This window comes from Curtobacterium sp. MCLR17_043 (assembly GCF_003224215.1).
Lineage (GTDB): Bacteria > Actinomycetota > Actinomycetes > Actinomycetales > Microbacteriaceae > Curtobacterium > Curtobacterium flaccumfaciens.
The window spans coordinates 24124-45189 of record NZ_QKLH01000010.1 but is presented as its reverse complement, the minus strand read 5'-3'; the positions used below and the strand labels follow the sequence as shown (position 1 = coordinate 45189).

The 21066-nt window shown below is 70.9% G+C and carries 19 protein-coding genes; all 19 read right to left on the bottom strand.

Annotated features, from left to right (window positions below; all coding sequences use genetic code 11):
- Positions 1-161: 161 nt before the first annotated feature.
- Positions 162-1091, bottom strand: coding sequence for an RluA family pseudouridine synthase (locus DEJ03_RS11015; protein ID WP_110864623.1), 930 nt, complete (start codon positions 1089-1091; stop codon positions 162-164).
- Complete coding sequence (lspA, locus tag DEJ03_RS11010; protein ID WP_241660342.1) at positions 1088-1774, bottom strand: signal peptidase II; 687 nt, start codon at positions 1772-1774, stop codon at positions 1088-1090. Before lspA ends, DEJ03_RS11015 begins: the two co-directional genes overlap by 4 nt.
- Positions 1775-1776: 2 nt before the next feature.
- Positions 1777-2457, bottom strand: coding sequence for a DivIVA domain-containing protein (locus tag DEJ03_RS11005; RefSeq protein WP_071405424.1), 681 nt, complete (start codon positions 2455-2457; stop codon positions 1777-1779).
- Between the two features lie 185 nt (positions 2458-2642).
- Positions 2643-2939 carry a YggT family protein gene (locus tag DEJ03_RS11000; RefSeq protein WP_084741074.1) on the bottom strand — a complete coding sequence of 99 codons (297 nt, stop codon included), beginning with the start codon at positions 2937-2939 and terminating at the stop codon, positions 2643-2645.
- A 68-nt stretch (positions 2940-3007) separates the two neighbouring features.
- A complete protein-coding gene (locus tag DEJ03_RS10995) occupies positions 3008-3592 on the bottom strand; it encodes a cell division protein SepF (protein ID WP_110864622.1) in 585 nt (194 codons plus the stop codon).
- Positions 3593-3633: 41 nt separating this feature from the next.
- Positions 3634-4356, bottom strand: coding sequence for a YggS family pyridoxal phosphate-dependent enzyme (locus DEJ03_RS10990; RefSeq protein ID WP_110864621.1), 723 nt, complete (start codon positions 4354-4356; stop codon positions 3634-3636).
- Between the two features lie 7 nt (positions 4357-4363).
- Entirely contained in the window at positions 4364-5524 is a 1161-nt protein-coding gene (gene ftsZ, locus DEJ03_RS10985; protein ID WP_027465251.1) for a cell division protein FtsZ, read from the bottom strand.
- A gap of 146 nt (positions 5525-5670) precedes the next feature.
- Positions 5671-7059, bottom strand: coding sequence for an FtsQ-type POTRA domain-containing protein (locus DEJ03_RS10980; RefSeq protein ID WP_110864620.1), 1389 nt, complete (start codon positions 7057-7059; stop codon positions 5671-5673).
- The gene (gene murC, locus DEJ03_RS10975) at positions 7056-8477 is read right to left on the bottom strand and encodes a UDP-N-acetylmuramate--L-alanine ligase (protein WP_110864619.1); all 1422 of its coding nucleotides are present in this window, start codon (positions 8475-8477) and stop codon (positions 7056-7058) included. Before murC ends, DEJ03_RS10980 begins: the two co-directional genes overlap by 4 nt.
- On the bottom strand, positions 8474-9571 hold the full coding sequence (gene murG / locus DEJ03_RS10970; protein WP_071405419.1) for an undecaprenyldiphospho-muramoylpentapeptide beta-N-acetylglucosaminyltransferase: 1098 nt from the start codon (positions 9569-9571) through the stop codon (positions 8474-8476). The genes murC and murG overlap by 4 nt, the downstream gene beginning before the upstream one ends.
- Positions 9568-10833, bottom strand: a complete 1266-nt coding sequence (gene ftsW, locus DEJ03_RS10965; RefSeq protein ID WP_110864618.1) for a putative lipid II flippase FtsW — start codon at positions 10831-10833, stop codon at positions 9568-9570. The genes murG and ftsW overlap by 4 nt, the downstream gene beginning before the upstream one ends.
- Positions 10796-12331: a UDP-N-acetylmuramoyl-L-alanine--D-glutamate ligase gene (gene murD, locus DEJ03_RS10960; protein WP_110864617.1), complete on the bottom strand. Its 1536-nt coding sequence runs from the start codon at positions 12329-12331 to the stop codon at positions 10796-10798. The genes ftsW and murD overlap by 38 nt, the downstream gene beginning before the upstream one ends.
- Before the next feature lie 4 nt (positions 12332-12335).
- A complete protein-coding gene (gene mraY, locus DEJ03_RS10955; RefSeq protein ID WP_071405416.1) occupies positions 12336-13439 on the bottom strand; it encodes a phospho-N-acetylmuramoyl-pentapeptide-transferase in 1104 nt (367 codons plus the stop codon).
- The gene (gene murF / locus DEJ03_RS10950) at positions 13436-14944 is read right to left on the bottom strand and encodes a UDP-N-acetylmuramoyl-tripeptide--D-alanyl-D-alanine ligase (RefSeq protein WP_110864616.1); all 1509 of its coding nucleotides are present in this window, start codon (positions 14942-14944) and stop codon (positions 13436-13438) included. Before murF ends, mraY begins: the two co-directional genes overlap by 4 nt.
- Positions 14941-16587 carry a Mur ligase family protein gene (locus DEJ03_RS10945; protein WP_071405414.1) on the bottom strand — a complete coding sequence of 549 codons (1647 nt, stop codon included), beginning with the start codon at positions 16585-16587 and terminating at the stop codon, positions 14941-14943. The genes murF and DEJ03_RS10945 overlap by 4 nt, the downstream gene beginning before the upstream one ends.
- 14 nt (positions 16588-16601) lie before the next feature.
- Positions 16602-18371: a penicillin-binding protein 2 gene (locus DEJ03_RS10940; RefSeq protein WP_110864615.1), complete on the bottom strand. Its 1770-nt coding sequence runs from the start codon at positions 18369-18371 to the stop codon at positions 16602-16604.
- 49 nt (positions 18372-18420) lie between these two features.
- Positions 18421-19134 (bottom strand): hypothetical protein, encoded by a 714-nt coding sequence (locus DEJ03_RS10935; protein WP_071405413.1) that lies wholly within the window; start codon positions 19132-19134, stop codon positions 18421-18423.
- Position 19135: 1 nt separating this feature from the next.
- Positions 19136-20101: a 16S rRNA (cytosine(1402)-N(4))-methyltransferase RsmH gene (gene rsmH / locus DEJ03_RS10930; RefSeq protein WP_071405412.1), complete on the bottom strand. Its 966-nt coding sequence runs from the start codon at positions 20099-20101 to the stop codon at positions 19136-19138.
- A 106-nt stretch (positions 20102-20207) separates the two neighbouring features.
- Positions 20208-20639 carry a division/cell wall cluster transcriptional repressor MraZ gene (mraZ, locus tag DEJ03_RS10925; RefSeq protein WP_017886616.1) on the bottom strand — a complete coding sequence of 144 codons (432 nt, stop codon included), beginning with the start codon at positions 20637-20639 and terminating at the stop codon, positions 20208-20210.
- Positions 20640-21066: the final 427 nt, after the last annotated feature.

Genomic DNA, 21066 nt, shown 5'->3' with positions numbered 1-21066 from the left:
CACACCGCGCCTCCAGACCGGCACCGGGTCGCGACACGCGCGGGGCGCCCCGCCGAGGGAGCAGGACACGCCGCAGGCAGGCCGCCGCGGGCGCAGAAAGCGTCGCCTGGCGGCGCCGCAGCCGACAGTTCGCGACCCCTCGGCGCAAGCGCCCGGGCGCGTCAGAGCGACGCGCTCCGGATCTGCTCCAGCGCTGCCTGCAGGTCGTCCGGGTACTGCGCCTCGAACGACACCCACTCGCCCGTGCGGGGGTGGTCGAAGCCGAGCCGGACGGCATCGAGCCACTGGCGCGTCAGCCCGAGCTCGGCCGCCAGCACCGGGTCGGCGCCGTACATCGTGTCCCCGACGAGCGGGTGGCGTGTGGCCGCCATGTGCACCCGGATCTGGTGGGTGCGCCCGGTCTCCAGGTGCACCTCGAGCAGGGTGGCGGCACGGAAGGCCTCGAGCGTCTCGTAGTGGGTGACGCTGGGCTTGCCCTCCGACGTGACCGCGAACTTCCAGTCGCTCGACGGGTGCCGGCCGATGGGGGCGTCGATCGTGCCCGAGGTCGGGTCGGGGTGGCCCTGCGCGAGTGCGTGGTAGACCTTCTCGACCGTGCGCTCCTTGAAGGCCCGCTTCAGGTGCGTGTACGCCAGCTCGGTCTTCGCGACGACCATCAGGCCCGAGGTCCCGACGTCGAGGCGGTGCACGATCCCGGCGCGTTCGGCGGCGCCCGACGTCGCGATCGTGAAGCCGGCGGCGGCGAGGCCCCCGGGCACGGTCGGACCGTCCCACCCCGGCGAGGGGTGCGCGGCGACACCGACGGGCTTGTCCACGACGACGATGTCCTCGTCGTCGTGCACGATCGTCATGCCCGGCACGGCCGCCGGGACGATGCGCGGCGGCTCCTTCGGGGTCCACTCGACCTCGAGCCAGGAGTCGGCGTGCAGCCGGTCCGACTTGTCGACGGGCACACCGTCGACGCGGACGCCACCGGCGGCGACGACGTCGGCCGCGAACGACCGGCTGAAGCCGAGGAGCTTCGCGATGGCGGCGTCGACGCGCTCACCGGCGAGCCCGTCGGGCACGGGAAGAGAACGCGATTCGCTCACGTGGCGTCGTGGCCCAGCGTGTCGCGACGGTCGCGGTCCTCCGGCCTGGAGGCGCGGGTCGGCTCGTCGAGAGCGGCATCGGCCGACGAGAACGCGGCCCCACCGTCGAGCGGCTCCGCCGCGTCGACCGGCTGCGCCGCGTCGAGCTGAGCCTGGCGCTTGGCCGAGAGCGTGCGGGTGCCGTCGAGGTTCACGCCGAGGATCACCAGCAGCACGAAGACCACCATGCTGATGCAGATGAAGGAGTCGGCGACGTTGTAGATCGCCGGCATCATCCACGGCGTCGAGATGAAGTCGACGACGTGGCCCCGACCGAAGCCGGGCTCACGGAAGAGCCGGTCGAGCAGGTTGCCCAGCGCGCCGCCGAGCAGCATGCCGAGCACGATGGCCCACCACATCGACCGGATGCGACGCGAGTACACGATGATCGCGACGACGACCGCGGCCGAGATGACCGAGAACACCCAGGTCATGTTCACCGCGAACGAGAACGCGGCCCCCGGGTTCCGGACGTACAGGAACTGCAACGCCCCGCCGAGGACCGGGACGGGAGTGCCGTAGGGCAGGTTCGCGACGACCAGCGTCTTGGCGACCTGGTCGAACGCCACCACCACGACAGCGGCGAAGGCCAGTGCCGCGATCGCGCGGACACTGACCTTCGCTCGTGATGCTGGTCGCGACAACGTCAGTTGCCGAAGCCCTGCGCCGAAGCCGGCGCCGGGGTGAGACCGGACTGCTCGCCCGAGGTGTCGAGCTCGGAGAGCTGACCCTGGATGTAGCTCTTGAGCTGCGCACGGTAGTCGCGCTCGAAGGTCCGGAGCTCGTCGATCTTGCCCTCGAGCTGGCGCTGCTCCTGCTCGAGCACCGCGACACGCTGACGATTCGTGTTCTCGGTGTCGGCGATGATCTGGCGCTGCTTCGCCTCGGCCTCGGAGACCAGGCGAGCCGCCTGGGCCGTGCCCTCGGCGATGAGCGCGTCGCGCTTCTCGATGCCCTCGCGGACGTGCTCCTCGTGGAGACGACGCGCCAGGGTCAGGAGGTTCGTGGTGCCCTCGGTGTCCTCGTCGGCTGGGACCGTCGTGGCCGGAGCCGCCGCGGCGACCGGAGCGGGCTCCGGTGCTGCCTCGACCGGGGCCGGGGTGGGCTCCGGCTCGGCTGCGGGAGCGGGCTGCTCGGCCTGCGCCGGCTGCGGGGCCGACTCGGCCGCCTGCAGGCGCTGGCGGAGCTCGTCGTTCTCCGCGGTCAGGCGACGGAGCTCGACCACGACCTCGTCGAGGAAGTCGTCGACCTCGTCCTGGTCGTAGCCCTCGCGGAACTTCGTCGGCTGGAACCGCTTGTTGACTACGTCTTCCGGCGTCAAAGCCATTGCCGTCACCTCAATAGAACTGCTGAACGTGTGGAACCGCGTGCGGTGCGACCGAATCTACCAGTCGTACCGTGCGGTGCGGATGCGCCACCGGAGCGGGCATCGATCCCGACCACCGTACACCGACGATGGGGCGGAACCGTGACCTGCGCCGGGCGTGGCGCGTGTCGCGGACGGGAGTCCGCTCAGATACCGCGTGCCAGAGCGGCGACCACGAACCGGGCGATGATGACGACGAGCATCACGATCGTCCAGCCGAAGTCGAGCGCCACCGGCCCGAGGCGGAGCGGCGGGAGGACCCGTCGCACCGCTCGGATGGGCGGATCCGTGACCGTGTAGACGAACTCGGACACCACGAGCATGCCCCCGCGCGGCCGCCAGGAACGGTTGAAGCTCTGCACGAGGTCGAGCGCGAAGCGCCCCCACATCACGAAGAAGTACAGGAGCAACGCGAGGGAGATGATCCCTAGGATCACGGACACGATGGGGCTCGCTCGTCTCGGGCGAGCGTCGTCGGACGACGCTCAGGGGCGGGTGTGCCGGGTACGGCTCAGGACTGGGCGAAGAAGTTCGCCTCGATGTCGGACTCTACCTCAGCGGGCTCACCGCTCACTGCGACGTGGGCCGGCGACAGGAGGAAGACCTTGTTCGTGACGCGCTCGATCTTGCCGAACAGGCCGAGCGACAGCCCGGAGGCGAAGTCGATCATGCGTCGGGCGTCACCCTCGGTCATCTGCGAGAGGTTGATGATGACGGGGATGCCGTCGCGGAAGCTCTCGGCGATGGACTGGGCGTCCTTGTACTCGCGCGGGTGGACGGTGAGGATCTCGTTCATTTCCTGGACCGGGGTCGCCTTCTGTGCGGTCGTGTGCGAGCGGCGGAGCGGAGTGACCTGGGCGCCGCGCTGGTGGGTGTGCGTCTTGGTGGGAGCCGGCGCCGCTGCGGGAGCGGCCGCCGGGGCTGCTGCCGCTGCGGGCGTCTCCTGCGGTTCGGCGGGCGCCGGAGCAGCCGCTGCGGCCTGGCGAGCAGGGGCTGCCTGCTGGCGCGCGGGCTCGGACTGCTGCTCGTCCTCGTAGTCGAGTTCCTCATCGGCGAGGCCGAGGTAGACCATCGTCTTCTTCAGCGGGTTGGCCATGGTTCCTCCGGGGTTCGTGCTCGTGGTGCCCTGCAACGAGGCTAGGGTGCGGGCGGCCGGTTTCCCGTGATTGCGGTGCCGATCCGCAGGTGTGTCGCGCCCTCGAGGATCGCCTCGGCGTAGTCCCCGCTCATGCCGGCCGAGATGTCGGTGGCACCGGGCTCCAGTGACACGACCCGTTCGGAGATCGAGCGGAGTCGGGCGAAGGCGGCTCGGGGCTCCTCGTCGAGGGGCGCGACCGCCATCACACCCCGCAGTCGGATGGTCCCGGTGGCGAGCACACGCGCCACCATCGCCTCGACGTCGTCCGGCTGCACCCCGCCACGGCCGGGGTCGTCGGTGAGGTTGACCTGCACGAAGCCGTCGATGACCGGCGGCTCCGGCTCGGCTTCGGTCGGGGCGAACGCGTCGACGACGGAGCCACGGTCGAGCGACTGCACGACGTGGGCGTACCGCCGGGCCTGCCGGGCCTTCTTCGACTGCAGCTGCCCGACGAAGTGCCAGGTCAGGCCGAGGTCCGCCAGCTCGGCGGCCTTCGCCTGCGCCTCCTGGTGGCGGTTCTCCCCCACGTCCGTCACGCCGAGTGCGGCGAGCTCGCGCACGAGCGACGCCGGGTGGTACTTCGTGACGACGACGAGCGTCAGCTCGTCGGGTGACCGCCCTGCGACTCGCGCCGCGTCGGCGATGCCGCTCCTGACGGACGCAACGCGCGCCTCCAGTCCATCGTCGTGAGACGAGGCCTGGAGGCGCGTGTCGGCTACCAAGGGTGGGTTACTTCAGGAAGTCGGGGACGTCGAGCTCGTCGTCGTCGTCGAACGCCGGGTCGGCGGCGCGCTGCACCGGCGGCTGGTGTTCCTGCGAGGCCCAGGACGGGCTCGACGTGGTGGAGTCCTCGATCGCGCCGGTCGAGGCGGCGACGGGCGCCGCTGCGCTCGACTCCGGGTCGACGTAGCTCGAGCGACGTTCCTTCTGCTGCTGCGCCGGCTCGCCGCCGTCGAAGCCCGCGGCGATGACGGTCACGCGGACCTCGTCGCCCAGGGTGTCGTCGATGACCGCACCGAAGATGATGTTCGCCTCGGGGTGCACGGCTTCCTGCACCAGACGCGCGGCGTCGTTGATCTCGAAGATGCCGAGGTTCGAGCCACCCTGGATCGACAGCAGCACGCCGTGCGCACCGTCGATCGAGGCCTCGAGCAGCGGCGACGCGACGGCGAGTTCGGCCGCCTTGATCGCACGGTCGGCGCCGCGCGAGGAGCCGATGCCCATGAGCGCGGAACCCGCACCCTGCATGACGCTCTTGACGTCGGCGAAGTCGAGGTTGATCAGGCCCGGGGTCGTGATGAGGTCGGTGATGCCCTGCACACCGGCCAGGAGGACCTGGTCGGCCGTGGCGAACGCCTCGACCATGGAGATGCCGCGGTCGCTGATCTCGAGCAGGCGGTCGTTCGGGACGACGATGAGCGTGTCCACCTCGTCCTTGAGGCCCGCGACGCCGTTCTCGGCCTGCGACTGCCGGCGCTTGCCCTCGAAGCTGAAGGGCTTCGTGACGACACCGATGGTCAGTGCGCCGATGGACTTCGCGATGCGCGCGACGACCGGTGCGCCACCGGTGCCGGTGCCGCCGCCCTCGCCCGCGGTGACGAACACCATGTCGGCACCGGCCAGGGCCTCTTCGATCTCCTCGGCGTGGTCCTCGGCGGCACGACGGCCGACCTCGGGGTCCGCGCCGGCGCCGAGGCCGCGGGTGATCTCGCGGCCGACGTCGAGCTTGACGTCGGCGTCGCTGAGCAGCAGTGCCTGGGCGTCGGTGTTGATCGCGATGAACTCGACCCCACGGAGACCGAGCTCGATCATGCGGTTGACGGCGTTGACGCCGCCGCCGCCGACACCGACGACCTTGATGACGGCGAGGTAGTTGTGGTTCGTGGTCACGTCAGTCAGGCCTCCGGTAGAACCCTCAACCTCTACTTGAAGTTCAGGGGCAATGCTGGTAGATGTGTTGCTGGCTCCGACGCTACGGGTGCGTTCGGCGCAGTGTCGCCCCGCCACGCCGCGTGTCGCCGATCAGGTCCGGCAATTCAGTCCTCGGCGCGGATCACGCCGTTGTCCGGTGCCGAGACGTCGTACTCGACGACGACGCCGGGGTTCCGCGCCGCGTGGTCCTTGACCAGTGCGGCGAGCAGTTCGGCCTTCGCGTCCGAGTCGTCCGGGCTCCCCCACACGACGGTCGAGCCGTCCTTGAGCGTCAGGGTGACGTCGTCTGCCGTCGACCCGGCGACGCGCGTCACCTGGGACCGGACCGTCGAGGGCAGCGCCAGCACGACCTCGGTCATGGTGCGGAAGCTCGAGGACCCCAGGCGCGCACGGGCGATGTCGGCGAGCGGCATGGTCGCCGGGCGCTTCGGCGACGACTGGACGACGATGCCCGCGGGGTCGACGAGGTCGAAGGTGCTGCCGGAGCGCACCGCGACCACCGGCGTTCGCTCGGTCACCGTGACGACGAGCGTGTGCGGCGGGGCCTCTTCGGTCACGTAGCTCTCGATGAGCGGGAACCCGGCGACGTCCCGCTTGATCGCGTCGAAGTCGAGCCGGGCCAGGGGCGTGCCGATCTGGTCGGACAGCGCCTGGCGCAGCGCGGACTCGTCGACGCGGTTGGTGCCCTTGACCTCGATGGTGCGGAGCGCCATCAGCGGGGAGAACACCGCGACGAGGATCGAGACCCCGAGCACCAGGACGACGCTCGCCGCCGTGATCCACGCGGCGCGGCGGTGCCGGCTGCGCCGGGTGAACCGGCGGACCTCGGCACGCTCGAGCAGCCGGCGGCGCCGCTTCGCGATGCGCGCCTCGCGGGCGGTCTCGGCAGCGCGCACCCGCGCCCCGATGGGCGCTTCGGCGTGCTGGTCGGTCCGGGAGGCACTGCCTGCGTCGAGCACGTCGGTCACGGTCGCGTCGTGGTCGCGTGCACTGCCCGCCGCGCCCCCGGACGGTCGTCGCGCCCCGTCTCCTCGGGGCGCGTTGCCCGCGTCGGGGCGCGGATCGCGGTGGTCCTCGTCCGGTGTGTACTCGCGCAGGCGGTCGGCGACCGCCCCGAAGCCGGCGCCGACGCGACGGCCGGCCGCGCCCGCGAGGGCGCCGACGCGGTCGCGCGTCGAGTCGGCGGCATCGGTGGTCGGATCCGCGCCCGCGGACGGTCGTCGCGTCCCGATGCTCGAGGGCGCATCGACCGCTGGGGGGCGCGATCCGGAGGGACCGGGTGCCGGAGCGATGGCCGGGGTGGTGGAGGCCGGGGCCTCGTCGACCGGGGCGTCCGGGGCGGACGCGGGACGGGCCTCCCGGTCGTCGGCGACGCGTCCGCGGAACGGCAGCCGCGGCTTCGAGGAACCACGACGCTGCCGGGGCGCTTCCGCAGCCTCGGCCGGGGCGTCCCTGCGGGCGTCCCCCTCGTCGAACCCCTCGGGGCGCTTCACCGGGACGACGCTCCGTCGGTGCCCAGGGCGCCGAGCACCTGCGGGATGATCCGGTACACGTCGCCGCAGCTGAGCGTCATGATGATGTCGCCGTCACGGGCGACCGCGGCCGCGCGGGCCGCCGCTTCGTCCCAGTCGGGCAGGAACTCGACGCGCGACTGGTCGGCGAAGCGCTCCTGCACCAGGGCACCGGTCACGCCGGGCTCCGGGTCCTCGCGGGCGCCGTAGACGTCGAGCACGACCGTGTGGTCGGCGAGCTCCTCGTACACCTTGGCGAAGTCGCCGGCCATCAGGCGGGTGCGCGAGTACAGGTGCGGCTGGTGGATCGCGATGATGCGACCGTCACCGACGACGTTGCGGGCTGCCTTGAGCGCCGCGGCGACCTCGGTCGGGTGGTGCGCGTAGTCGTCGTAGACCGAGACGCCGCGCTCGACACCGTGCAGCTCGAAGCGGCGCTGGGTGCCACCGAACGCCTCGAGCCCGCGGACCGCGTCGGCCGGGGCGACGCCGAGGCCGGTCAGGACCGCGAAGGCGCCGACGGCGTTGATCGCGTTGTGGCGGCCGGGCACGCGGAGGGTCAGGTGGTACGCCTCGCCACCGGCGCGGAAGTCGACCTCGACGCCGGCCGACTCGGTGATGCCCTCGATGCGGACGTCCGCGTCGACGGCCTCGCCGAACGTGACGATCTCGGGGGCGTCCGGGCGCTGGCGGATGCCGGCCGTGACCGTCTTCGCGCCGGCGTCGTCGCTCGAGATGACGACGCGCTCGCTCGCCTTCGCGGCGAACTCGACGAAGGCCTCGGTGAAGGCCTCCTCGCTGCCGTAGTGGTCCAGGTGGTCGGCGTCGACGTTGGTGATCAGTGCCACAGCGACGTCGTAGAGCAGGAACGAGCCGTCGGACTCGTCGGCCTCGACCACGAACAGGTCGCTGGACCCCGGGGCCGAGCTGGTGCCGAGGGACTGGATGACGCCGCCGTTGACGAAGCTCGGGTCGAGGCCGAGCTCGACCATCGCGGTGACGATCATGCCGGTCGAGGTGGTCTTGCCGTGCGCACCGGCGACCGCGACCAGGCGGTGCTCGGCGATCAGGGCGGCGAGGGCCTGCGAGCGGTGGAGCACCGGCAGACCGCGGCGCTGCGCCTCGAGGAGTTCGGGGTTGTCGGGCCAGAGGGCACTCGTGACGACGATGGTGTCGGCCTGGCCGACGTTCGCGGCGTCGTGACCGATGTGCACGGTCGCCCCGAGGTCGCGCATCGTGGCGGTCGTCTCCGTCTCGCGGGAGTCGCTGCCCGTGACGCGGTGCCCGGCGGCGAGGAACATCCGCGCGATCCCGCTCATCCCCGCGCCGCCGATGCCGACGAAGTGCACCGTGCCCAGGTCGTTCGGAATCGGCTGGGTCAGGTCCGGCTTGATGGTCATCGTTCCTCCGTGGTGCTGGGGGCCTGCTTCGCGGCGTCGAGGACCAGGTCGGTCATCCGGTCGGCGCCGTCGCGGTGGCCGACGCTGCCCGCCCGGACGGTCATGTCCGCGATGCGGGAGCGGTCCTGCAGGATGCTCAGCAGCTGGAACGTCACCCAGTCCTGATCGAATTCCCCGTCGGCCACCAGGACGGCTCCCCCGGCGTCGACGACGTCCTTCGCGTTGTGGCGCTGCTCACCGTTGCCCACCGGGTACGGCACGAGCACACTCGGCAGCCCGACGGCGGTCAGCTCGCACACCATGCCGGCACCGGAGCGCGACACGACGAAGTCGCTCGCCGCGTACGCCAGGTCCATCCGGTCGCAGTAGGGCAGCACGTGGTAGCCGTCGAGGTCGCTCGGGCCGATGTCCGACGCGGCGCCCACGACGTGCAGGACCTGCCAGCCGGCTCCGACGATCGCGGCGGCGGACTTGTTGATCGTCCGGTTGATGCTCCGTGCGCCCGAGGAGCCACCGGTCACGAGCAGCACGGGACGGTCCGGGTCGAGCCCGAACTCGGCGAGCCCCTCGGCCCGGACAGCACGGCGGTCGAGCGACTCGATCTCGCGACGGAGCGGCATGCCGACGACGCGGCCGTGACGCAGGCGGGTGTTCGAGAAGGTCAGGCCGACGTGCTCGGTGAGGAACGCGGCGAGGCGGTTCGCGAGCCCGGGCTTCGCGTTCTGCTCGTGCACGACGATCGGGGTGCCGGTGCGGCGGGCGGCGATGTACGCCGGAGCGGCCGCGTAGCCACCGACACCGAGGACCACCTCGATCTCGTGGTCGCGGATGATCTGCTCGGTCCGCTTGACCGCCGCCGCGAACCGCTGCGGGAAGCGCAGGGCGGCTCCGTTCAGCTTCCGCGGGAACGGCAGGCGCGGGATCGTCAGCAGCTCGTAGCCGCGCATCGGGACGAGACGGGACTCCAGGCCCTCGGCGGTGCCCAGCACGAGCACCTCGGCGCCCGGCTCCCGCTCGGTCAGCCGGTCGGCGACCGCGAGCAGGGGGTTGACGTGGCCGGCGGTGCCGCCGCCGGCGAAGAGGTACTTGCTCACCGCAGTGATCCGTTCGTGGAGGTCCGGCCGAGTGGGGCGTTCGTCAGGCCGGGGTCGTTCTTGCCGGGCAGGTCACGGGCGAAGGAGAGCACGACGCCGATCGCCACCAGGGTCATGATGAGGGCCGAACCACCGGCCGAGATGAGTGGCAGCGGCACACCGAGCACGGGCAGCAGGCCGAGGACGACCGCGATGTTGATGAGCGCCTGGCCGATGATCCACGCGAGGATGCCACCGGTGACGGTCTTCACGAAGGGGTCGCGGGACTGCCGGATGATCTTGATCATGCCGACGGCGAGCACCACGAACAGGCTGAGCACCACGACGGCGCCGATCAGGCCGAGCTCCTCGCCGATGATCGCGAAGATGTAGTCGTTGTCCGCCTCGGGCAGCCACGACCACTTCGCCTTCGAGTTGCCGAGGCCGACGCCGAACACACCGCCGGACGCGAGCGCCCACATGCCGTGCACGGGCTGCCAGCAGATGTCCTGGTACTGGCTGGTGTCGGTGCACCCCGACAGCCAGGCGCTGATGCGGGTCGAGCGCGAGGCCGAGGCCATCGTCACGAAGGGCAGCATCACGGCGAACGCACCGAGGCCGACGAGCAGGTGCCGGGCGCGGACGCCGCCGATGTACAGCGCGCCGAACACCAGGATGAGCATGACCATCGCGGTGCCCTGGTCACCGCCGAGGACGACGAGCCCGAGCGAGAGCATCGAGGCGATCCCGATCGGGATGAACACCTCTTTCCAGTCGTCGAGCTTGTCCCGCTTGACGTAGATGATGGCGCCGATGCCGAGCACCAGGCCGAGCTTCACGACCTCGGACGGCTGCGCGGTGAACGACCCGAGCTCGATCCAGTTCCGGTTGCCCTGGATGTCGATGCCGAGCGGGGTGAACACGAGCAGCTGCAGGACGAGCGCCGCACCGAGCAGCCGCATCGCCCACTTGCGCCAGATCCGGGTCGGGACCCGGCTGGCGATGAGCATGAGCGGCACGCCGAGCACGGCGTACAGGCCCTGGCGGGACGCCGCCCCGAAGAAGTCGTGGGTCGCCGCGTACTCCTCGACGCTCGACGAGGACAGCACCATCACGACGCCGAAGACGACGAGGAACAGCGTGACGCCGAGGATCGTGTAGAAGGTGCTGGACTCCGCGACGAAGACGTTCTTGACGGCGACGATCGCGCCGTTCGTCCGTCGTGGGGTCGTCGCGGTCCGGCCGTTACGGCTGTTCGGAAGATCCGTCGGTGTCGTCGCCATCGACTTCTCCTCCCAGGTACTCGTTGACCGCGGCCGCGAAACGCTGCCCCCGGTCGGCGTAGGAGCCGAACTGGTCGAACGACGCCGCCGCCGGGGCGAGGAGGACGGTGTCGCCCGGCCTCGCGACCGATGCGGCATGCCGGACCGCCTCGCGCATGACCTGATCAGTGTCCGTCGTCTCCACCTGGAGCACCGGGACCGTGGACGCGTGTCGCGCGAATGCCTCGAGCACCGGGGTCCGGTCGGTGCCGATGACCACGACGGCGCGGACGCCGGGGCCGAAGCGCTCGACCAGCCCGTCGACGTCGACGCCCTTGAACAGACCGCCGACGATCCACACCACGGTGTCGAACGACGCGAGCGACGCGGTGGCGGCGTGCGGGTTCGTGGCCTTGGAGTCGTCGACCCAGGTGATGCCGTCCGCCTGGGCGACGAGCTCGGTGCGGTGGTGGTCGGCGCGGAACGCCCGGACGGCCGACTGGATGGCGCTCGGCTGGACGGTGCCGGCACGGGCCAGGGCAGCGGCGGCCAGGACGTTCATGGTCATGTGCGGGCTGGCGAGCCCGGCGGCCTCGAGGTCGGCGATGGTCGACAGCTCGAGCGCGCTGTTGCGGCGGTCCTCGTTGAAGGCCCGGTCGCACAGGACGTCCTCGACGATGCCGACGTCACCGGGAGCGGGGACGCCGGGGGTGAAGCCGACCGCACGGCAGCCCTCCACCACGTCGGCCTCCTGCACCATCTGCCGGGTGGCCTCGTCCGAGGTGTTGTAGACGCACGCCATCACGGTGCGCTCGTAGACCTTGGCCTTCGCCGCGCGGTACGCCTCGGCGGAGCCGTGCCACTCCAGGTGGTCGTCGGCGATGTTCAGGCAGGCGCTCGCGAGCGGCACCACGGCGCCGTCACCGGAGGTCGCCGCGTAGTGCAGCTGGTGGCTCGAGAGCTCGACGACGAGCACGTCGTAGCCGACCGGGTCGCGGACGACGTCGAGCACCGGCACGCCGATGTTCCCGCACGCGACGGCGCGCAGGCCGCCGGCCTCGTACATCGCGGTCGTGAGCTGTGTCGTCGTCGTCTTGCCGTTCGTGCCCGTGATCGTGATCCAGGGGGCCGCGACCGGGCCGCGGACGACCTTGTCGCGCACGCGCCAGGCGAGCTCGATGTCGCCCCAGACGGTGCTGTTCGTCACCGACCACTGCACGGTGGCGTTGTGCGGGGGCAGCCCCGGCGACACGATGACCACGTCGGGTGCCTGCTGCACGAGGGCGTCCGGCACGGTGTCGAGCGGCGTCTGCAGGAACCGGGCACCGATCACGTCGAGCAGCTCGACGCTGTCGGCGGGGGCGTCGGACGAGTAGACCGTCACCTCGCTGCCGAGCTCCACGAGCGTGTCGGCGACCGAGAAGCCGGTGGCACCGAGGCCGAGGACGGCGACGTTGAGCCCCTTCCACCCCTCGGAGTACCAGCTGTCGAGGGACTGGAGGCGGGACGGCGAGGACACCGGGTCAACCAACGCGTGCGATCCATTCGAGGTAGAAGAGTCCGACCCCCGCCGCGACGAAGAGCCCGGCGATGATCCAGAAGCGGACGACGACGGTCACCTCGGCCCACCCCTTCAGTTCGAAGTGGTGGTGCAGCGGACTCATCAGGAAGATGCGCTTGCCGTGGGTGATCTTGAAGTAGGCCCGCTGCAGGATGACGGAGCCGGTGACGATGAAGAACAGGCCACCGATGAGGATGAGCAGCAGCTCGGTACGGCTGAGGATCGCGAGGCCGGCCAGGGCACCGCCGAGGCCGAGCGACCCGGTGTCACCGAGGAAGATCTGCGCCGGCGAGGTGTTGTACCAGAGGAACCCGATGAGCCCACCGCAGACCGCGGCCGCGACCACGGCGAGGTCGAGCGGGTTCGAGACGGTGTAGCAGGCGTGGGCGGTGTTCGAGTCGAGCCGTGCCCCGCCGCAGATCTGGTTCGACTGCCAGAAGCCGATGATGACGTACGAGCCGATCGCCAGGATGCTCGACCCGGTGGCCAGGCCGTCGAGCCCGTCGGCCACGTTCACGCCGTTCGACGTGGACACCGTCAGCAGGACGATCCAGGCGAGGAACAGCACGGTGCCGATGACGGTGCCGAGCGCCATGAAGTCGAGCCACGGCACGTCGCGGATCGCCGAGATCATCGTGGACGCCGGCGGCTTGCCGTTCGACGTGGGCACGACCAGGGCGATCGTCGCGAAGATGACGCCGACGATGACCTGGCCGAGGATCTTGGCCCAGCCGCCGAGCCCGAGGCTCCGCTGACGGCGCACCTTGAGGAAGTCGTCGATGAAGCCGACGAACCCGAGCCCGACCATCAGGAACAGCACGAGCAGCCCGGACAGCGTGATCGAGTCGCCTCCGATCAGGTGGCCGACGAAGTAGCCGATCACCGCACCGATGATCAGCACGATGCCACCCATGGTGGCGGTCCCGCGCTTGGTGTGGTGGGACTGCGGACCGTCATCACGGATGAACTGCCCCCACCCGAGACGGTGGAAGAGCTTGATGAAGGACGGGGTGAGCAGCAACGTGAACACCAGCGACGTGGCGCCGGCGATGAGGAGCGCGATCATTCGGTGACACCTCCGAGGCGGTCGCCGAGGAATCGCAGTTCGGCAGACTTCGAGGACTTGACGAGGACGACGTCGCCGGGGCGGAGCATCTCCTGCATGGCACGGACGGCGTCGTCGACGTCCTCGATGTACACGGACTCGCCGTCCCACGATCCCTCGAGGGTGGCGGCCTGGTGGATGGGCATCGCGCCGCGGCCGACGACCACGAGCTGTCCGATACCGAGGCGGACGACGAGCCGACCGATGCGGTCGTGCTCCTCGACGGAGTACTCACCGAGCTCGGCCATCTCACCGAGCACGGCGACGGTCCGCTCCCCCGGGCGCACGATCTGCGCCAGGGTCCGCAGCGCCGCCGCGGTGGAGTCGGGCGACGCGTTGTACGCGTCGTTGATGACGGTGACGCCCTCGGGGCCGCCCTGGAGCAGCTCCATGCGCCAGCGCTCGGCGCGCGTCATCGACGCGAGCGCCGCGGCGCCGTCGGCGAGCGGGACGCCCCACAGGTGGGCGACGGTTAGCGCGGCGGACGCGTTCATGGCGTGGTGCTCACCCAGGATCGCGAGGCGCACGTCGACGTGATCCGGGCCTCCAGACAGGGTCGCGTCCGTCGGACGGTCGCCTTCGGGGCGGAGGGGAGGCGCGGTGAGGGTGAAGCGGGTGCCGCTGCGGTCCGTCTCGATGCCGGTGATGCGGTAGTCGGCCTCGGCCGACGTGCCGAAGCCCACCACCCGCGCGGCCGTCAGGTCGCGCATCGACGCGACGCGGTCGTCGTCGAGGTTGAGCAGCGCCGTGGCGGTCTCGGGCAGGTCGGTGACCATCTCGGACTTCGCGCGCTGCGTCGCCTCGATGCCGCCGAACTCGCCGGCGTGCGCGAGGCCCACCTTGAGGACGACGCCGAGGTCGGGCTCGGCGATCGAGACGAGCTTGGCGATGTGACCGACGCCGCTCGCGCCCATCTCGACCACCAGGTACCGGGTGTCGTAGGTGACGCGGAGCATCGAGATCGGTGCGCCGACGTGGTTGTTGAACGAGCCCTCGGGCGCGACGGTCGCACCGTGCTGCTCGAGGATCGTGCGGAGCATGTTCTTCGTGCTCGTCTTGCCGTTCGAGCCGGTGATGCCGACGACCCGCAGGGGTGCCGGGCGACCGTCGGCGTCGACGCGGTCCGCGGTGCTCATCCGGACGCGCGTGACGACCTCGTGCGCGAGCGCGGCGAGGGCTTCGTACCCGTCGGCGACGACGATCTGCGGCGCGGTGGTGTCCACGCGGTCGGGCGTGATCACCAGGGCGGCACCGGCGTCGACCGCTGCGGGCACGAAGCGTCGGCCGTCGGTGACCTCACCGGGCAGGGCGAAGAAGACGCTGCCGGGGCGGACCAGGCGGGAGTCGGTCTCGACCGAGCCCTCGACGACCAGGTCGCCGGACTCGGCGACGTCGGTCGCCTGCGCGCCGCCGATCAGCTCGCCGCCGACCGCGGTGGCGATCTCGGCGAGGGTCATGGCGATCATCGGACGTCCTCCGCCGGACCGGAGTTCGGCTCCCAGCCGGCCTCGCGCAGGGCCACACGGGCCTCGTCGCGGGCGGAGTACGGCGTGCGGACGCCCTGGATGTCGCGGTAGTCCTGGTGACCCGGGCCGGCCCAGAGGATCGAGTCTCCCTCGCCGACCAGGCTCACGGCCGTGCGGATGGCGGCCTCGGGCGGGCTGACCTCGTGGATCTCGTGGTCGGGGTACGCCGCACGTGCGGCGTCGACCAGGGTCTTCCGGATCGACGCGGCGTCCTCGAAGCGGGGGTGGTGGTCGGTGACGACGAGGATGTCGCTGCCGGCCGCGGCCACGCGGGCCATGTCGCCGCGCTTCGTGGTGTCGCGGTCGCCGTCGGCGCCGAACAGCATGAGGACCTTGCCGGAGGTGAACTGCCGGACCGCGGCGAGGGTGTTCTCGAAGGCGTCGGCGCTGTGGCCGAAGTCGACGTAGACGCTCGGGCCGTGCTCGCCGGAGACACGCTCGGTGCGGCCGGGCAGGTAGCACTCGATGGCGGAGACGCGGTGGGTCTCGCCGTCACGCTCGCTCGCGTCGTCCTCGTCGGGGTAGCGGCGGTGGTTGCTCTCCAGCGCGTGCGCGATGGCACCCAGCTCGAAGCCGCCCTCGACGAGCATGACGATCGCGAGTGCCGCGTTCGCCGCCATGTGCCATCCGATCAGCGGCACACGGGTGGTCAGTTCGCGGCCCTCGGGGCCGGTCAGACGGAACTCGGTGTAGGCGGCGTGCGCCTCGACGATGTCGACGTGCCACTCAGCCTCGACGTCGGGGTGCACGGTGATCGTGGTGACCGGGATGCGGGAGTCCTGCACCACGCGGTGGCCCCAGTCGGTGTCCAGCGAGACGACGCCGCGACGGGCGTGCTCGGGCTGGAACAGCGGGAGCTTCGCCTGGTAGTACTCCTCCATGTCGGCGTAGTCGTCGAGGTGGTCGTGCGACAGGTTCGTGAAGGCCGCGACGTCGAAGACGATGCCGTCGACGCGGTGCCGGCTGAGGGCCTGGGCGCTGACCTCGACGGCGACCGCGCGGACCTCGCTCTCGCGCATGCGGGCGAGGAGCGCGTGCATCTCGCTGGCCTCGGGCGTGGTCAGGCGGCTCGTCACGCTGAGCGAACCGATGTGGCGCTCGGCGGTCGAGCTCAGGCCGGTGACCAGGCCGAGCTGCTTGAGGATGCCCTCGAGGATGTAGGACGTGCTCGTCTTGCCGTTCGTGCCGGTGACGGCGAACAGCTGCGGCAGGTCGGTGGCCTCGTCGGGGTGCGTGCGGTAGACCCACGCCGCGACGTCGCCGAGGGCGGCGCGGGGGTCGTCGACGACGAGCACCGGCAGCCCGGACGGCTCGACCAGTGCGACGCCGTCCTGGTCGGTCAGGACGGCGACGGCGCCGCGCTCGGCGGCCTCCGTCGCGAACTGCGCGCCGTGCCGGTTCGCACCGTGCACGCCGACGAACAGGTCACCCGGCTGCACCTCGGTGGCGCTCAGGGTGACACCGGTGGTCTCGATGCTGTCGACCGAGCCGACGACTCGCAGACCGAACGCGTTGGCGAGTTCGGAGACGGCCCTCGGGGTCGGGTGTTCGGGTCGGAGGACCGGGGGGATCCGTGCGGACAAGTGTTCCTTCTTCCTCACCACGTGGACGGGTAGAGCTTCGCCTCGGACGCGGAGGGGGCTACTCGGTACTTCTCGAGCACCTGGGACATGAGTGTGCGGAACGCCGGAGCCGCTCCGCTGGACCACTTGTTGGTCTGCGGCTTCGTGAACGTCACCGTGACAACATACTGGGGGTCTTCGGCGGGTGCCATTCCGGCCACCGACGTGATGCGCTGACCGCCGTAGCCCTGCGACCCCTCGGCCACCTCGGCGGTCCCCGTCTTCGCGGCGATGTTGTAGCCGGAGATCGGCTTCATGCCCACCAGCGTGCCACCCGTGACGACGCTCTGCAGCATGCCGGTGACCTGCGTGGCGGCGGCTGCGGAGACGACCCGCTGCTTCTGCACGTCGGGCGCGTCGATCGTCTTGCCGTCGGCCGTGGTGCAGCCCTTGACGAAGTGCAGCGGGATCCGGACACCGTCGTTCGCGATCGTCTGGAACACGCTCGCGACCTGCACGGCCGTCGTCGAGATGCCCTGACCGAACATCGAGTTGATGTTCGTCTGCTGGTCCCAGTTCGGACTCGTGCCGTAGTCCATCGAGGGCTGGCCCGGGTAGTCGATGGCCGTCTCCGGCTCGAACAGCCCGAACTTCTTCATGTAGTCGAAGCGCTGCTGGGCGGTCAGCCGTGCGCCGAGCTCGGTGATGCCGACGTTCGACGAGTTCTGCAGGATGCCGGTGAGCGTGAGGTTCTCGGTGGGGTGGAACTCCGAGTCGTGGATCGTGCCGCCCCAGGGGAACGTGCGCGAGTAGGGCACGACCGCCTGGTCGGTGGGGTTCGACTTGCCCTGGTCGAGCAGTGCCGCGGCGATGGCGGCCTTGATCGTGGACCCCGGCTCGTACGACGCCGTCAGGGCACGGGAACCGAAGGCGCCCTTGTCGGTCGTGGCGTCGACGTCGTTCGGGTCCACCGTCGGGTAGTCGGCGACCGCGAGCAGCTCACCCGTCTTGACGCTCGTGACCGTCGCCGTAGCGGACTCCGCCTGCAGGGTCTTTGCGGCGGACGCGATGGTCTGCTGCGCCATGTACTGCAGGTCGCTGTCGATCGTGGTCTCGAGCGTGCCGCCGTCCTTGGCCTTCTTCGTGGTCACGGTGCTGCCCGGGAGCTGCACGCCGTCCTCGCCGCGCTCGTAGGTCTCGGACCCGTTGGTGCCCGCCAGGCACTGGTTGTAGGAGTACTCCAGGCCGGCCTGGGCACCGTCGGTGCCCATGAAGCCGGTCAGGTTGCCCGTGGTCGCACCCGTCGGGTACACCCGCGCCGCCTGCGGCTCCGGGTACAGCCAGGGGATGCCGAGTGCCCGCACGGCCTCGTAGTGCTGCACGTCGAGGCCCTTGACCAGGTAGGCGAAGTCGGACTTCGGGTTCGCGGCGATGTTCTTCCGCATGGTCGCGACGTCGCCACCGGAGGCCTTCGCCAACGCGCTGAGGGCGGTGCCGACGCTGACGTCCTTGATGCGGGTGCCGCCGAGCTTGCCCGTGAACTGCTTGACCAGACGCGGCGAGGTCGTGATGTTGTACCGGGTGACGCTGTCGGCGAGTTCGGTGCCGTTGCGGTCCACGATCGACCCCCGGGTGCCGTAGATCGTCACGGGGATGCTGCGCTTCTGGGCCGACGCCTTGTTCAGCTCGGACGCCTGGACGACCTGGATGTCGACGAGCCGCACCACGAACACCCCGACGAGGGCGATCACGGCGAGCATCACGATGCTGTAGCGCAGGCGTCGGTTGCGGATCGTCTTCGTCACGCGGTGCGGTCCTTCCCGGGCGGTGCTGAGGGTGCGGCGGACCCGCCGGTCACCGGGTGGAGGGCGCCTGGAGCGGGTTCGCGTCGGACTCTACGGACGACTTCGCCGTCCCCTGGTCCGACGCGCTGGCGCCGCTCGTCTTCTCAGACGTGGCGGTGCTGTCGGTCGATCCCGTTGTGCCCGTGGTGCCCGACGACTCCTTCGTGCTCGACGTGCCCGACGTGTCCGTCGTGCTCGTCGTGCCCGTCTCCTTGCTGGTGGAGGTGTCCCCCGGCTTCGTGGCCAGCGGGACGTCGTTCAGCAGCGAGTTCGGCACCTGGTTCTCGGTGGACGCCGTGGCCTCGTCGGGCTTCGCCGGCGTCGGCGTGCCGTACACCCGACCGGTCTTCGGGTCGAGGTACACCGGCGTCGAGTTGGCGATCATGCCGAGCGACTGGGCGTTGCGGGCCAGGTTCTGCGGCGAGTCGAGGACCCGGAGCTGCTCGGACAGCGACTGCTGCGTGCGGGACAGGTTCGTCTGCTCGGCCGACAGCGAGTTGAGCGTGTAGGCGCCCTGGCTGAGCACCATGCTGATGCCGAGCTGGGCCAGCAGCAGGATCCCGAGCGCGGCGACGGCCACCACGGCGTACCCGATGCGGGGGCGTGCCCGGCGCTGGGCCGCGGTCGGGGTGACCTCGACCAGCTCGGGGCGGTGCTGACGGTCGGGGCGCGGGGCCCGCGACGGGACGACCGCAGGGTCGACGAGTGCGAGGTTCGTGCTCATGTCAGTTCCGGATCCGCTCGGCCGCGCGCAGGCGCACGGGGGTTGCTCGGGGGTTGGCGGCGCGTTCGGCCTCGTCGGCCAGCTCGGCGCCCTTGACGATCAGGGAGAAGGTTGGGGCGTGCTCGGGCAGCTCCACCGGCAGGCCGGCGGGGGCGCTCGACTTCGTGCGCTCCACCAGGGCCCGCTTGACGATGCGGTCCTCGAGGGACTGGTACGACTCGACGACGATCCGGCCGCCGACCGCGATGGCGTCCAGCGCCGCCGGGATCGCCCGCTCGAGCACGCTCAGTTCGGCGTTGACCTCGATGCGGAGTGCCTGGAAGACGCGCTTGGCCGGGTGCCCCTGACGCTGGATGGCGACCGGGGTCGCGTCGTGGAGCACCTGGACCAGGTCGCCGGACATCTCGAACGGCTTCGTCGCCCGCCGCTCGACGATCGCTCGGGCGTAGCGGCCGGCGAGCTTCTCCTCGCCGTAGCGCTGGAAGATGCGGCGGAGTTCGCCCTCGTCGTAGGTGGCCAGGACGTCGGCGGCGGTCTGCCCCTCGGTCCGGTCCATGCGCATGTCGAGCGGTGCGTCCTGGCTGTACGCGAACCCGCGCTCGGCCCGGTCGAGCTGCAGCGAGCTCACGCCGAGGTCGAACAGCACACCGTCGACCTTCGTGAAGCCCTCGCCCTCGATCGCGTCGACGATGCCGTCGTACACCGTGTGCACGAGGCGGACGCGGTCGCCGAAGCGGGCCAGGCGCTCCCCCGCGATGCCGAGTGCGTCGGTGTCGCGGTCGAGTCCGATGAGCGTCAGCTCCGGGAACCGCTCGAGCAGGCCCTCGGAGTGGCCGCCCATGCCGAGCGTGGCGTCGACGACGACCTTGCCCGGGCCCTCGAGCGTCGGCGTGAAGAGGTCGACGATGCGCTGGAGCATCACCGGCGTGTGCGGGAAGCGTGGCGTCTCGTTGTCGTTGTCGGCCATGTGCAGCCCCTCGTCTCCTGGGCCGTGGGTCCGGATCCCCATCCATGCGACCTGACACCGGGGAAGTGGCGTCAGGGCTTCACGGCTGGGAGTCCCGATCCGCGGATCAGAAGATCCCCGGGATCACCTCCTCGTCGTTGTCGGCGAATGCCTCTTCGGCTTCGGCGTAGTAGGCCTCCCACGCCGGGGTGGACCAGATCTCGGCACGGTCACCGCTGCCGATGACCGTGAGGTCCCGCTCGAGCCCCGCGTACTCGCGGAGGTTCTGCGGGATCGTCACGCGGTTCTGCTTGTCGGGCTGTTCGGCGCTGGCCCCCGAGAGGAACAGACGCATGTAGTCCCTGGTGCGCTTCGACGTCATCGGGGCGGTCCGGATGCGCTCGTGGAGTTCCTCGAACGTCCGGGCGCTGAAGACCACGACGCAGCGTTCCTGGCCGCGGGTCATCACGAGCCCGCCGGACAGTTCGTCCCGGAACTTGGCGGGGAGGATCACGCGACCCTTCTCGTCGAGCTTCGGGGCATGAGTACCGAGCAGCACGTCGGGCCTCCCCTCCGCTCCACCGGACCGTTGCGAGCCCCACTTTACTCCACTCCCCTCCCCTCGACCAGGAATCCGCTCCCTTTTCCGCCCGCAACACCCCTACTGGGGGCATCGAAGCCGGAATGCACCCCACAGGGATGACCGCGGATGCCCGGATCCATGCGGTTCGCGAGGGCCGGAGCAGGCGTGGAGGAAAGTGGAGGACTTTCGCAGCCGGTGGAGCGCCTCGGGGCGCGCCGCGGGCCCACGACGCCGAGTGGTCACGAACTGTCGCTCGCGCGGGCCCCAGCCGACAGTTCCTGCACCCTCGGCGTCCACCGCGCGGCACGTCGTGACCACTCGCGCACGCACCCGCGGCGGTCCACCCCGGCCTCCCCGGCCTGGAGGCCCGTCCCACCTCGGCCGCGGCGCTCACGCGGGCGCA